Source organism: Streptomyces ureilyticus, assembly GCF_011045025.1.
GTDB classification, from domain to species: domain Bacteria; phylum Actinomycetota; class Actinomycetes; order Streptomycetales; family Streptomycetaceae; genus Streptomyces; species Streptomyces ureilyticus.
The window spans coordinates 31,040-43,795 of sequence record NZ_JAAKZX010000014.1 but is presented as its reverse complement, the minus strand read 5'-3'; the positions used below and the strand labels follow the sequence as shown (position 1 = coordinate 43,795).

Below are 12,756 nucleotides of genomic sequence, written 5' to 3'. Positions count from 1 at the left end.
GTATGGCGGCCGCTCGGGCCGCCCACGACCCGCGCAAGGGGCCGGCGGAAGGCCCGGATTCAGCCTTGCCGAATCACCAGTCTGCCACCCTGCCGCCGGGCGACGACTTTGCCCGGCAGATTGATGGCTCCCTGGCCGCGCCAGCCGGTGATCAGCCGGTCGATCTCCTCGATGTGCCGGGCGAACAGCGAACCGGCGGGCGCCCCGGCCTCGATGGCGGCTCGGCGCAGGATCCGGCGGCGCACGGCGGGCGGCAGGGCGTACAGCTTGGCGCACTCCAGGAGGCCGGCGGCGTCCCGTACGGAGGCTTCGGCCTGGCGGGCCCACGCGTCGAGGGCGTCGGCGTCGTCGCGGGCCAACTGTGCCGTACGGGCGAGGGCTTCGACGACGCCCTTGCCGAGGGCCTTCTCCAGGGCGGGCAGACCCTCCTGGCGCAGGCGCGACCTCGTATAGGCCGGGTCGGAGTTGTGCGGGTCGTCCCAGACGGGGAGCGACTGGACCATGCAGGCCCTGCGGGCGGTCTGCCGGTCGAGGTGCAGGAAGGGGCGGCGGTAGCGGCGGGCGGCTCCCGGGCCTCCGGAGACCGCGGCCATGCCGGACAGGGAGCGGATGCCGGAGCCGCGGGCGAGGCCGAGGAGGACGGTTTCGGCCTGGTCGTCACGGGTGTGGCCGAGCAGGACCGCGGCGGCGCCGTGGCGCTCGGCGGCGGCGTCCAGGGCGGCGTACCGCGCGTCCCGGGCGGCGGCCTCAGGCCCTCCCTCCCGGCCTACGGAGACACCGATGGACTCGGCGGGGTCGAGGCCGAGTTCGGTGAGTCGTACGACGACTTCCGCGGCGCGCAGGCCGGAGCCGGGCTGCAGACCGTGGTCAACGGTGATGCCACCGGCGCGGATGCCGAGTTTGGGTGCTTCGAAGGCGAGGGCGGAGGCGAGCGCCATGGAGTCGGCGCCGCCGGAGCATGCCACGAGCACGAGCGGCGGGGGCGACTGCTCGTACGCGGTGTCGGCGGGCGCGATGGCGCTGCGCGCAGGGTCAGGGCGGGCGGGCGTGTGGTCGGTGAGGACGTCGTCAAGGATCTCGTGGAGGACGCGGCGGACCGCCAGGCGTATCGCCGCGACCGCTGGATGGGGACCCATGTCCGGTTCCCTTCATGAAATTGTCGGGGGTGAGCCCGAGGTTCGGTCACGCAGAGTGCCTAGATGGTGACAGAAACGGGCCGTTCCCCGAGCATTGCACGCCTACTCATGCCCCACGGTCCCTCGGACGGGTGATAGCGGGGGCGCTCACCTGTCCTCGGCCTGATTCAGTTCACGACTCTGCCTTGCGGTGCACCCGCGCAACCCAGTCCGCCGGTTTGGAGATCTCCGACTTGGTGGGGAGCGTGTTCGGCGAGGTCCACACGCGGTTGAACCCCTCCATGCCGACCTGGTCCACGACCGCCCGTACGAAACGCTCCCCGTCCCGGTACTGGCGCAGCTTGGCGTCCAGGCCGAGCAGCTTGCGCAGCGCCAGGTCGAGGCGGGAGGCCCCGCGCTGGCGGCGCTGCTGGAACTTCTCGCGGATCTCGGCGACGGACGGGACCACGGCGGGCCCCACGCCGTCCATCACGAAGTCCGCGTGGCCCTCCAGGAGGGACATCACGGCGGTCAGCCGGCCGAGGATCTCGCGCTGCGCGGGCGTCTGGACGATCTCGACGATGGACCGTCCGCCGTCGTCGCCCTCCTCGCCCTCGGGACGGCTGCCGGCGAGCGTCTGCGCGGCCTCCCGGATGCGTTCGAGGACCGTCATGGGGTCGACCTCGGTCTCCTCCAGGAAAGACTGGATTTCGCCCTCGAGGTGGTCGCGCAGCCAGGGCACGGCCGTGAACTGCGTCCGGTGCGTCTCCTCGTGCAGACAGACCCAGAGCCTGAAGTCGTGGGGCTGTACGTCGAGTTCGCGCTCCACGTGCACGATGTTCGGGGCGACCAGGAGCAGCCTGCCGCCGCCGTTCTCGCCCGCCGGGAGTTCGCGGGTCGCCGGGGCGAAGGTCTCGTACTGGCCCAGCACCCGGGAAGCCAGGAACGACAGGAGCATGCCCAGCTCTACGCCGGTGACCTTGCCGCCGACGGCGCCGAGGACGGCTCCGCCCGGCGAGTTGCCGCGACGTTCCTGCATCTTGTCGAGCAGCGGTTTGAGGATCTCCCGGAACCCGGCGACGTTCGCCCGGACCCAGCCCGGGCGGTCGACGACGAGGATGGGGGTGTCACGCAGGTCCTCGCTGCCCATCTGCGTGTACTCGCGGACGTGCTGCTCCGAGGCTTTCGCATGCCGGCGCAGCTCCGCGACGACGGCCCTGGCCTCGTCGCGACTCACCTCTGGGCCCGGCCTTACGAGCCGGGTCGCGGTCGCCACCGCGAGATTCCAGTCGACCATCTCGGCACCACCGATGCTCGTCATGCCCTCAACCGTACGTGAGCGCTGCCGCTGGGTGCAGGGTGTGCCCGTTCGCGGGGGTTCCTGTTTGCAGCTCGGCCGCGGGTTGCGTGTGGCTGGCGCGGCCACCTCAGCGCCGCGGCCGGCCCCTCACGCGCCGCAGCCGCAGTTCGCCAGCGCCGATGCCGCTCCGTCCAGTGCCTTCTGGGTTGCGGCCGGATCCATCGGACGGTTCGAAGACGTCAGGAAAGCGAAGGCCAGTAGGCGGCCCTCTGTGTCCACCACTGTGCCTGCCAGGGCGTGTACGCCCGTCAGCGTGCCCGTCTTTGCTCGTACGACTCCTGTGCCGGGCTGGTCCGTGTAGCGGTTGCGGAGGGTGCCGGTGAAGCCTGCTACCGGGAGGCCGGTGAGGGCGGGGCGGAGTTCGGGGTGTTCGGGGGCGCCTGCCTTGGCGAGGAGGGCGGTGAGCAGGTTCGCGGTCAGGCGGTCGGCTCGGTCCAGGCCGCTGCCGTCGGCGAACTCGACGCCTTCCAGGGGCAGTTCGAGCTTCTTCAGCTGCGTACGGATCGCTGCGGAAGCGCCTTCGAAGCTGGCCTGTTCGCCGGAGGCGAGTGCGGTCTGGCGGGCCAGGGCCTCGGCGATGTCGTTGTCGCTGTTGGTCAGCATCCGCTCGACCAGGGCGGACAGGGGCGGGGATTCGACCTTCGCGAGAGACTCCGCGCGGCCCGTCGCCTTGGAGGGGCCGGGTGACTTGCTCTTGATGCCGCGGTCCTTCAGAAGGGCCGCGAACTGCCGGGCCGCGTCCGCCGCCGGGTCCGTGCTGCGGTCCGCGGTGCCGGAGGACGAGTCGTCGAGGCGGCCCTCGTCGGCCATCAGGGCGGTGACCGGCGCGATGTTGGCGTTGTTGGGACCGATGGGGTGCAGCGCAGGGCCGTCGTACAGAGTGGTGTCGTACGAGAGCGTCACCGCGTCCAGCTTGCGGGACTTGAGGGCGCGGGCGGTCTTGTCGGCGAGCGTACGCAGGCTGGCGTTGCCGTTCGCTTCCTCGCGGGCGGTCAGCGTGGGGTCGCCGCCGCCGACGAGGACGAGTTCCTTGGTGCCGGGTTCGAGGGCCGTACGGGTCGCGATGCGGTGGTCGGCGCCCGCCGCGGAGAGTGCCGCGACGGCCGTGGCGATCTTCGTGGTGGAGGCCGGCGTCAGCGCCTCGTCCGCGGCCTTGCCGTACAGCCTCTTGCCGGTGGCCACGTCGACGACCGCGGCCGTACGTTCCGAGCCCAGCGAGGGATCGTCGAGCAGCGGGTCCAGGACATCGGCGAGGGCCTTCTCGGTGGGCGAGGAAACGGTGCCGGTCGTACGCCCGAGGCCGGCGAGTACGGACGGGGCGCTGGGGGCGGGACGCGGCGCCTTCGGAGACGTACCGGATCCAGGGCCGGATCCGGTGCCGTGATCTGCGCCACCTGCCCCCTCCCGCGACGCCGCCAGGTCCCGCTCGGCCGTACGCTGACCGCTGGAGTCCCAAGGGCCGGCCGCTGTCACCACGGTTGCCGTCAGTGCGAGGCCGAGGAGGGCGGCGCCCGCCGTGAACTGCACGGTCGTCAGCCGCGCGAACCACGGCCGCACCGCCCCCGAGGCCCGTACGAGCCAAGGCCTGACGGCTTCCACGGCTTGTACGAGCGACCGCCTGACGGTCTCCAAAGCCCGTACCAGCCACGGCCGCACGGCTCGCGCGATCCGCTCCACATGTGGTCGCGCGGCCCGCCAAGCCTTCAGCTCCGGCACGACCATCAGCCCCTTTCGCGATCACACATCTGCGTGAGGGACACTTAACCACCAGACGTATGTGTTGATCATGGAGGAGCCACCGGTGGAGTTCGACGTCACGATCGAGATTCCGAAGGGTTCGCGGAACAAGTACGAGGTGGACCACGAGACCGGTCGGATCCGCCTGGACCGTCGACTCTTCACCTCGACCAGCTACCCGGCCGACTACGGCTTCGTCGAGAACACCCTCGGCGAGGACGGCGACCCGCTGGACGCCCTCGTCATCCTGGACGAGCCGACTTTCCCCGGCTGCCTCATCCAGTGCCGCACGATCGGCATGTTCCGTATGACGGACGAGGCCGGCGGCGACGACAAGCTGCTGTGCGTCCCCGCGCACGACCCGCGCGTGGAGCACCTCCGTGACATCCACCACGTGTCGGAGTTCGACCGTCTGGAGATCCAGCACTTCTTCGAGGTCTACAAGGACCTGGAGCCCGGCAAGTCCGTCGAGGGCGCCAACTGGGTGGGCCGCACGGACGCCGAGGCCGAGATCGAGCGCTCCTACAAGCGATTCAAGGAGACCGGCGGCCACTGAGGCCAAGTGATGTACCGGCGGGCCGCGTGACCCAAAGGGTGACGCGGCCCGTTCGTGTGTTCTTTCGTGTGTTCTTGCGCTGAGGCGTACATCAGAGATACGGCGTATGGGGGACCCCGTACGAGAACGGACGTATCAGAAACGGACGTATTGAGAAGTGGGGCGGGAGCTGGTGGCCGAGCTGGACTGGGAGGACCGTAAGCCGCAGTCGGACGAGGCGAGGAGTGCGTTCGCGCCGCCGAGCGGGGTGGCGGCGGCCTTCGAGGACGAGTCGCATACGACGTCGGAGTTCGCGATCCCGGAGGGGCTCGCGCCACCCGAGCCGCCGTCCGCCGAGCCGGGGGGCTCGGCGTTCAACGCACCGCGTACGTACCGGGCGCCCGCCTTCACCCCGCCGACCGGTATCCCCGTGGTCAAGCTGACCAAGGAGGTGCCCTGGCAGGACCGGATGCGCACGATGCTGCGTATGCCGGTGGCCGACAGGCCCGTCGCCGAGCCCGTCCAGCGCACGGAGGACGACGGCGGCCCCGCCGTCCCGCGCGTGCTCGACCTGACGCTGCGTATCGGCGAGTTGCTGCTCGCCGGCGGCGAGGGCGCCGAGGACGTGGAGGCGGCGATGCTCGCCGTCTGCCGTTCGTACGGCCTGGACCGCTGCGAGCCGAACGTCACCTTCACGCTGCTGTCCATGTCGTACCAGCCGTCCCTGGTGGACGATCCGATCACGGCCTCGCGTACGGTGCGCCGCCGGGCCACCGACTACACGCGGCTCGCGGCCGTGTACCGGCTCGTCGACGACATCAGCGACGACGAGATCGAGGTCTCCCTGGAGGAGGCCTACCGGCGGCTCGCGGAGATACGACGCAACCGGCACCCCTATCCCGGCTGGGTACTGACCGGTGCCGCCGGGCTGCTCGCGGGCGCGGCCTCCGTGCTCGTCGGCGGTGACGCCCTCGTGTTCGTCGCCGCCGCGCTCGGCGCGATGCTCGGCGACCGGCTGGCGTGGCTGTGCGCGGGGCGCGGGCTGCCCGAGTTCTACCAGTTCACGGTGGCCGCGATGCCTCCGGCCGCGATCGGCATCGCGCTCACCCTGGCGAGCGTCGACGTGAAGTCGTCCGCGGTGGTCACCGGTGGGCTCTTCGCGCTGCTGCCCGGGCGGGCGCTGGTCGCGGGCGTCCAGGACGGACTGACCGGCTTCTACATCACCGCCGCCGCACGCCTGCTGGAAGTCATGTACTTCTACGTGGGCATCGTCACCGGGGTTCTGCTGGCGCTGTACTTCGGGGTGGAGCTGGGCGCGGAGCTGGATCCGGACGCCACCGTGAGCAGCTCCCAGCAGCCCGTGTGGGGGATCGTCGCCTCGATGCTGCTGGCGCTGGCCTTCGCCGTACTGCTCCAGCAGGAACGATCCACCGTGCTGATGGTGACCCTCAACGGGGGCGTGGCCTGGTCGGTGTACGGCGCGATGCACTATGCGGGCGAGCTCTCGCCGGTCGCCTCCACGGCTGTGGCGGCGGGTGTGGTGGGGCTGTTCGGACAGCTTCTGTCGCGTTACCGGTTCGCGTCCGCCCTGCCGTACACGACGGCGGCGATCGGGCCGTTGCTGCCGGGTTCTGCGACGTACTTCGGGCTGCTGTCCATCGCCCAGAACAACCTGGACGCCGGGCTTGTCTCGCTGTCCAAGGCCGCCGCCCTTGCGATGGCCATCGCGATTGGCGTGAACCTCGGGTCGGAGATTTCGCGGCTGTTCATGCGGCTGCCGGGGGTTTCGACCGAGGGGCGGCGCGCGGCGAAGCGAACGCGAGGCTTCTAAGGGCGCCTCGTAGCTCGGGGCTACCGGTTCGCCGGCGAGTGCGGGTGCGTTGTGGCTGGTCGCTCCCCCACTCTCGGCCCGCTCAGTTCTGCGGGTAGTCCTGGCCCTGGCCGTACGGGTAGCCCTGGCCCTGGGGATATTGCTGGCCCTGGGGGTACGGCTGCCCCTGCGGGTACTGGGCGGCGTAGGGCGGCTGGCCCTGCTGCTGCCCGTAGCCCTGGTCCGAGCCGTACGGGGGCTGCTGTTGTGGCTGCTGCTGCGGGTAACCCTGGCCGCCTTGGTGGCCGTATCCCTGGTCCTGACCCTGGGTGCCGTATGCGCCCTGGCCACGGCCCTGGTGGCCGTGCGTCTGGTCCTGGTGGACCGGTGGCACGGCGCGCAGCTGAGTCGTCGCGTCGTCCATCGCGGGCGGTGCCTCCGGAGCCTGTTGCGGGCTCTTCTTCGACTTACCGCGGGCCTTCAGGAGCTCGATGATGATCGGGAGTACGGAGAGGAAGACGATCAGGATGAGGATCGCCTCGATGTTCTTCTTCACGAAGTCGATCTGGCCCAGCCAATGGCCGAGCAGCGTGACGCCCGCGCCCCAGAGGATGCCGCCGAGGATGTTGAATGTGAGGAACGAGCGGTACCGCATGCCGCTGACGCCCGCGATGATCGGCGTGAACGTCCGCACGATGGGCACGAAGCGGGCCAGTACAAGGGACTTGGGCCCGTACTTCTCGAAGAAGTCGTGGGCCTTGACCACGTTCTCCTGTTTGAAAAGGCGTGAGTCCGGGCGCTTGAACAGCGCGGGCCCCACCTTCTTGCCGAACATGTAGCCCGCCTGGTCACCGAGGATCGCGGCGATACAGATCAGCACGACGGCCGCCCACAGCGGGAAGTCCAGCGTGCCCTCGGCGATCAGCAGCCCCGCCGTGAACAGCAGCGAGTCACCCGGCAGGAAGAAGCCGATGAGCAGGCCGGACTCGGCGAAGACGATGACGAGCAGTCCCCAGATGCCGAACGCGTCGAGGAGATAGTCCGGATCCAACCAGCTTGGTCCAAGGGCAAGCGTCACGGTTCCGGGCTCCTGAGGGTGAAGTGAGGCGCAGACGATGTCTTTTCTGCTTCGGACGACCAAAGCTATCAACGCCGAATGACGTCTCCAGGTTCCATGGCCCCCTTGCGTACACCCTGTGCACTGATGGCGGCCACCCTGTGAGTAGCTCACCACGTCCAGCCGCTATGCCACCTTTACCCGGTTATGATCCTCCGTGGCCCATCATGGAAGCCCGACCTGACCGACCGGAGGCACGATGCCGCTCCACACCGGCCCCGAGAAGCCCGACGAGCGCCCCCGGTCCGTCAACCCCTTCTACGGCGAGGCCAATCCGGTCGGCGGCATGACCGAGGCCCCGCCCCAGCATCGACTGCCGGACGGGCCCCTGCCGCCGGCCACGGCCTATCAGCTCGTCCACGACGAGCTGATGCTGGACGGGAACTCTCGCCTCAACCTCGCCACCTTCGTCACCACCTGGATGGAACCGCAGGCCGACGTCCTGATGGCGGAGTGCCGGGACAAGAACATGATCGACAAGGACGAGTATCCGCGAACGGCCGAGCTGGAGCGGCGGTGCGTGGCGATGCTCGCCGACCTGTGGAACGCGCCGGATCCGTCCGCCGCCGTGGGCTGCTCGACGACCGGGTCGAGCGAGGCATGCATGCTCGCGGGCATGGCGCTCAAGCGCCGGTGGGCCAAGCGGAATGCCAACCGGTATCCCGGAGCTCGCCCGAACCTTGTCATGGGCGTCAACGTCCAGGTCTGCTGGGAGAAGTTCTGCACCTTCTGGGAGGTCGAGGCGCGCCAAGTGCCCATGGAGGGCGACCGGTTCCACCTCGACCCGCAGGCGGCTGCGGAGCTGTGCGACGAGAACACCATCGGTGTCGTCGGCATCCTGGGGTCCACCTTCGACGGGTCGTACGAGCCGATCGCCGAACTCTGTGCCGCCCTGGACGAGTTGCAAGAGCGAACAGAACTCGACATTCCCGTCCATGTCGACGGGGCGTCCGGAGCGATGGTCGCTCCCTTCCTCGACGAGGACCTGCTCTGGGACTTCCGGCTGCCGCGCGTGGCCTCCATCAACACCTCGGGGCACAAGTACGGGCTCGTGTACCCGGGTGTCGGCTGGGCCCTGTGGCGGTCCGCCGCCGAGCTGCCCGAAGAACTGGTCTTCAGGGTGAACTACCTCGGCGGCGACATGCCCACCTTCGCACTCAACTTCTCCCGGCCGGGCGCCCAGGTCGTCGCGCAGTACTACACGTTCCTGCGGCTGGGCCGCGAGGGCTTCCGGGCGGTCCAGCAGGCGACGCGGGACGTGGCCATGGGGCTCGCCGACCGCGTCGAGAGGCTCGGAGACTTCCGGCTCCTCACTCGTGGCGATCAGTTGCCGGTCTTCGCCTTCACGACAGCAACCGACGTTACGGCGTACGACGTCTTCGACGTGTCCCGGAGGATGCGCGAGCGCGGCTGGCTCGTCCCCGCGTACGCCTTCCCGGCGAACCGCGAGGACCTCTCCGTGCTGCGCGTGGTGTGCCGCAACGGCTTCTCTTCCGACCTCGCCGAACTGTTCGTCGAGGACCTGGGGCGCCTGCTGCCCGAGCTGCGCCGCCAACCGCATCCCTTGACGCACGACACGGATGCGGCGACGGGATTCCACCACTGAGGCGCCGGACCGGGCCGCAGGGCGGGGATCGACCACCCACACCTCAGGACAGACTGGCCCCGTCGCACGGCGCGTCACACGGCGGGGCCCCCGTCTGTCCTGCCTACCGGCTGAGCCGCCCGAACCTCCGTACCGCCAGCGGGAAGAACACCGCCAGCAGGGCGAGCGGCCAGACGATCGCCGGCCAGATGTGGCCGGGCTCGCCGCCGGGGCTGCCTAGCAGGTCGCGTACCGCTGTGGCCGTGTGCGACATCGGGTTCCACTCGACCACCGGGCCCAGCCAATCCGGCATCTCATCCGGGTCCGCGAACGCGTTGGACAGGAAGCTGACCGGCCAGACCAGGATCTGCACGGCCTGCACCATCTCCGGCTTCCCGGCCACCATCGCCAGATGGATGCCGATCCACAGCATCGCGAACCGGAAGAGCAGGAGCAGCCCCACGGCCCCCAGGAAGGACCCGAACGTGCCGTGCACCCGCCAGCCGAGCGCGTACGCGACGCCGATCATCACGGCCAGACCCAACGCCGACTGGAGCATGTCGGCGGCCGAACGGCCCACCAGGACCGCCCCGTTGGTCATCGGCATCGACCGGAAGCGGTCGATCACCCCCTTGTTGAGGTCCTGGGTGACGGCGATCATCGTGGCCTCCAGCCCGAAGGCCATGGTCAGCGCCAGCATCCCGGGCACCAGGAAGTCGATGTAGTTGCCCTCGATCCCCCGTCCGCCGCCGATCAGATAGCCGAACATCACCAGCATCATCACAGGGAACACGAGCCCGACGATCATCTGCACCGGTTGCCGCGCCCAGTGGGCGAGTTCGCGCCGGGTCATGGTCCAGCAGTCGGTGAGGACGTACGCCCACGCCCCGGCACGGCTCGTCTCGTACGTCGCCACGCGGCTCTCTTCGTACGTCGTGCTCACACGGCCTCCTTCACAGCGTGATCGCGGTGCTCGTCTCCTGTGGATCCTGCGGGGCCGTCTCCCGTGAGGTGCAGGAACACCTCGTCCAGCGTCGGCCGTCGCAGGGCGATGTCCTCTGCCACGATCCCGGCCTCCTCCAGGGCGCGTACGGCCCCGGCGAGCGCCGCCATGCGGTCGGTGACCGGGGCGCTGAGGCGGCGGCGGTCGGCGTCCACGGAGACCTCGGACTTGTCGAGGGGCAACAGGGCGACGGCCGCGCCCAGTTGGCCGCCGTCCCGCAGCACCACGTCGATGCGGTCGCCGCCGGTCTTCGCCTTCAGCTCGTCGGCCGTGCCGTCCGCGATGACCCGGCCCCGGTCGACGACCGAGATGCGGTCGGCGAGCTGATCGGCCTCCTCCAGGTACTGAGTGGTGAGCAGTACGGTCGTGCCGCCGCCGACCAGGGAGCGCACCGCACCCCACACCTCCGCGCGGCCCCGCGGGTCGAGCCCCGTCGTCGGTTCGTCCAGGAAGAGCACCTCCGGCTCGGTGATGAGGGAGGCGGCGAGGTCCAGTCGGCGCCGCATGCCGCCGCTGTACTGCTTCACCGCCTTGCGACCCGTGTCCGCGAGGCCGAAGCGCTCCAGGAGCTCGTCGGCCCGCACGCGCGCGTGCCGGGCGCCCAGGTGGTAGAGGCGCCCGAACATCTCCAGGTTCTGCCGTCCGCCGAGTTCCTCGTCGAGCGCGGCGTGCTGACCGAGCAGGCCGATACGCCGCCGCACCCGTCCGGCCTCCCGCGCGACGTCGTACCCGGCGACCTCCGCGCGCCCTTCGTCCGGGAGCAGCAGTGTGGTCAGCACGCGTACCGCGGTGGTCTTGCCGGCTCCGTTCGGCCCGAGCAGACCATGGACGGTGCCGCTGCCCACCGCCAGATCGAACCCGTCCAGGGCCGCCTTGTCCCCGTATCGCTTCCGTACGTTCTCGACGACGATCGCGTCGGTCATCCGGCTCCCTCCGGTTCAGCTTAGTCAAACTTGACTAGTAGCTTGCCCGGTGAAGGCTATGCCCACCAAGGCACCTAGTCAAACTTGATTAATGCTGCCCGGTCGACTGGAGTCAGCGCGCGTCCCCGGGATGGGATTCCCCCGTCGCGTACGGGTTCTCCTCGTCGTCCGCGAGCACGCCCACGAACGGGTTCCCCTCGCCCGAGAAGACGTACGCGCCGCTCCTGATCCGCTCGATCAGGCCGCGGGTCCACTGGGCGCCGGTGTCGGCGGAGGTGACCCAGAAGTTCATGATCTCGCCGATGTGGCCGAGCTGTTCGGGACCGTCCTCGGGCGTGTAGTACTCGGTGACGGCCTTGCGCCACTCCTCTATGGCGAGCACTCGCTCCTCGAGGAGTTCGAGGACCTCCTCACGGTCCAGGTCGACCATAAAGCCGAGCGCGGCCGAGAGCACGTCCGGCCTCTGGTCGTACGCGGTCAGGGATCCGCGAAGCAGCGTGAGGTATTCCTCGGTGCCCTTCTCCGTGACCTCGTACTCGGTACGCGGCGGGCCACCGGCCGTGGAGGGCGCGATCTCATGCGCGTGCAGCAGACCCTGCTTCGCCATCTGCTTGAGCGCGTGATAGATCGACCCCGGCTTGGCGTTGGACCACTCGTGCGCGCCCCAGTACTCCAGGTCGTTGCGCACCTGGTAACCGTGGGCCCGCCCGTGCTGCCGGACGGCACCGAGTACGAGAAGACGGATCGCTGACATGGGGCCAGCGTAGAACCGGGCGGGTCAGCCCCGGCTCGTGCCCTGCTCCAGGGCGACGAGCTCGAAGGCCGTCTTCCCGTCCAGGGACTCGCGGATGATGTCGGCGTGACCGGCATGCCGGGCCGTCTCGCGAATCAGGTGAAGCGCGAGCCAGCGCATCGAGACCCGCCCCTCCGGCGGGAACCAGGGCGCCTCCGGCAGCGGAAAGGTGTCGTCGAGGCTGGGCACCGACCGGATGAACGCCTCCGTCTCGGCCGCGACCTTCTCCCAGTACGCGAGCTGCGACTCGAGCGTCTCGTCACCCGCGAGCTGGAAACACTCGTGCCAGTTCGACTCGTCCCGGCGCACCGCGGGGGCCTCCTGCCTGGCCCGCGCGATCCACCCCTGCTCAACCTCGGCAACATGCTTGACCAGCCCCGCGAGCGACAACTCACTGACACTGGGCCGCGAAGCCGCCTGCTCCTCCGTCAACCCGAGCACCGCCCTGCGGATGCCTCCGCGCTGCTCCTCCAGAAAGGAGAGCAGCGCCCCACGCTCATCGCCGTGCGCCTCAGGGGAAACGTGAGCAACCATGACCGGCCGCCTTTCGTCGGTGTGTTCTCTGGCCTGACACCGACGAAGCTATGGGCGATATAGGTCAGATTCTGTCCGCGATTGAGCGGTCTCGCCGTCTAGCTCTGGCGAGCATGTGGCGGGTCAGAAGCTCTCAACCGTTCCTGAGAAGCCGGGTTCTCAGGAACCTCATTGCACAAAGGAGCGCTACGATCTAACGTAGTAGGCGTTGAAGGTGAGACCGCAGTCAGGTCACCGCGCAGCT

At 69.6% G+C, this 12,756-nt stretch carries 11 protein-coding genes; 3 read left to right on the top strand and 8 right to left on the bottom strand.

What is annotated here, in order from left to right; all coding sequences use genetic code 11:
• Window positions 1-59: 59 nt before the first annotated feature.
• The 3 genes from tilS to dacB form a co-directional block, all read right to left on the bottom strand.
• Window positions 60-1,136 carry a tRNA lysidine(34) synthetase TilS gene (gene tilS / locus G6048_RS07090; protein ID WP_165338585.1) on the bottom strand — a complete coding sequence of 359 codons (1,077 nt, stop codon included), beginning with the start codon at window positions 1,134-1,136 and terminating at the stop codon, window positions 60-62.
• A gap of 172 nt (window positions 1,137-1,308) precedes the next feature.
• A complete protein-coding gene (locus G6048_RS07085) occupies window positions 1,309-2,436 on the bottom strand; it encodes a zinc-dependent metalloprotease (protein ID WP_165338584.1) in 1,128 nt (375 codons plus the stop codon).
• Between the two features lie 126 nt (window positions 2,437-2,562).
• Window positions 2,563-4,197 carry a D-alanyl-D-alanine carboxypeptidase/D-alanyl-D-alanine endopeptidase gene (dacB, locus tag G6048_RS07080; protein WP_165338583.1) on the bottom strand — a complete coding sequence of 545 codons (1,635 nt, stop codon included), beginning with the start codon at window positions 4,195-4,197 and terminating at the stop codon, window positions 2,563-2,565.
• Between the two features lie 79 nt (window positions 4,198-4,276).
• Between dacB and G6048_RS07075 the strand changes: the two genes are divergently transcribed.
• The gene (locus G6048_RS07075; RefSeq protein WP_033321679.1) at window positions 4,277-4,768 is read left to right on the top strand and encodes an inorganic diphosphatase; all 492 of its coding nucleotides are present in this window, start codon (window positions 4,277-4,279) and stop codon (window positions 4,766-4,768) included.
• Window positions 4,769-4,949: 181 nt separating this feature from the next.
• Window positions 4,950-6,578, top strand: coding sequence for a threonine/serine exporter family protein (locus tag G6048_RS07070; protein ID WP_165338628.1), 1,629 nt, complete (start codon window positions 4,950-4,952; stop codon window positions 6,576-6,578).
• A gap of 82 nt (window positions 6,579-6,660) precedes the next feature.
• Here the strand turns inward: G6048_RS07070 and G6048_RS07065 are convergent, their stop codons facing one another.
• Window positions 6,661-7,635 carry a DedA family protein gene (locus tag G6048_RS07065; protein ID WP_165338582.1) on the bottom strand — a complete coding sequence of 325 codons (975 nt, stop codon included), beginning with the start codon at window positions 7,633-7,635 and terminating at the stop codon, window positions 6,661-6,663.
• 238 nt (window positions 7,636-7,873) lie between these two features.
• On the opposite strand from G6048_RS07065, the gene G6048_RS07060 reads away from it, so the two are divergent.
• On the top strand, window positions 7,874-9,280 hold the full coding sequence (locus G6048_RS07060; protein ID WP_165338581.1) for a glutamate decarboxylase: 1,407 nt from the start codon (window positions 7,874-7,876) through the stop codon (window positions 9,278-9,280).
• Between the two features lie 103 nt (window positions 9,281-9,383).
• On the opposite strand, the gene G6048_RS07055 is transcribed toward G6048_RS07060, so the two are convergent.
• The 4 genes from G6048_RS07055 to G6048_RS07040 all read right to left on the bottom strand — a co-directional run bounded on the left by G6048_RS07055 (window position 9,384) and on the right by G6048_RS07040 (window position 12,512).
• Complete coding sequence (locus tag G6048_RS07055; RefSeq protein ID WP_165338627.1) at window positions 9,384-10,112, bottom strand: ABC transporter permease; 729 nt, start codon at window positions 10,110-10,112, stop codon at window positions 9,384-9,386.
• 86 nt (window positions 10,113-10,198) lie between these two features.
• Window positions 10,199-11,185, bottom strand: coding sequence for an ATP-binding cassette domain-containing protein (locus G6048_RS07050; RefSeq protein ID WP_165338580.1), 987 nt, complete (start codon window positions 11,183-11,185; stop codon window positions 10,199-10,201).
• Between the two features lie 112 nt (window positions 11,186-11,297).
• Window positions 11,298-11,939, bottom strand: coding sequence for a PadR family transcriptional regulator (locus tag G6048_RS07045; protein WP_165338579.1), 642 nt, complete (start codon window positions 11,937-11,939; stop codon window positions 11,298-11,300).
• Window positions 11,940-11,963: 24 nt separating this feature from the next.
• Window positions 11,964-12,512, bottom strand: coding sequence for a DinB family protein (locus G6048_RS07040; RefSeq protein ID WP_165338578.1), 549 nt, complete (start codon window positions 12,510-12,512; stop codon window positions 11,964-11,966).
• Window positions 12,513-12,756 lie beyond the last annotated feature (244 nt).

Coding starts and splice junctions, on each gene's coding strand:
- tilS (WP_165338585.1), bottom strand. CDS start 1,136: ATGGGTCCCCATCCAGCGGTCGCGGCGATACGCCTGGCGGTCCGCCGC.
- G6048_RS07085 (WP_165338584.1), bottom strand. CDS start 2,436: ATGACGAGCATCGGTGGTGCCGAGATGGTCGACTGGAATCTCGCGGTG.
- dacB (WP_165338583.1), bottom strand. CDS start 4,197: ATGGTCGTGCCGGAGCTGAAGGCTTGGCGGGCCGCGCGACCACATGTG.
- G6048_RS07060 (WP_165338581.1), top strand. CDS start 7,874: ATGCCGCTCCACACCGGCCCCGAGAAGCCCGACGAGCGCCCCCGGTCC.
- G6048_RS07055 (WP_165338627.1), bottom strand. CDS start 10,112: ATGACCCGGCGCGAACTCGCCCACTGGGCGCGGCAACCGGTGCAGATG.
- G6048_RS07050 (WP_165338580.1), bottom strand. CDS start 11,185: ATGACCGACGCGATCGTCGTCGAGAACGTACGGAAGCGATACGGGGAC.
- G6048_RS07045 (WP_165338579.1), bottom strand. CDS start 11,939: ATGTCAGCGATCCGTCTTCTCGTACTCGGTGCCGTCCGGCAGCACGGG.
- G6048_RS07040 (WP_165338578.1), bottom strand. CDS start 12,512: ATGGTTGCTCACGTTTCCCCTGAGGCGCACGGCGATGAGCGTGGGGCG.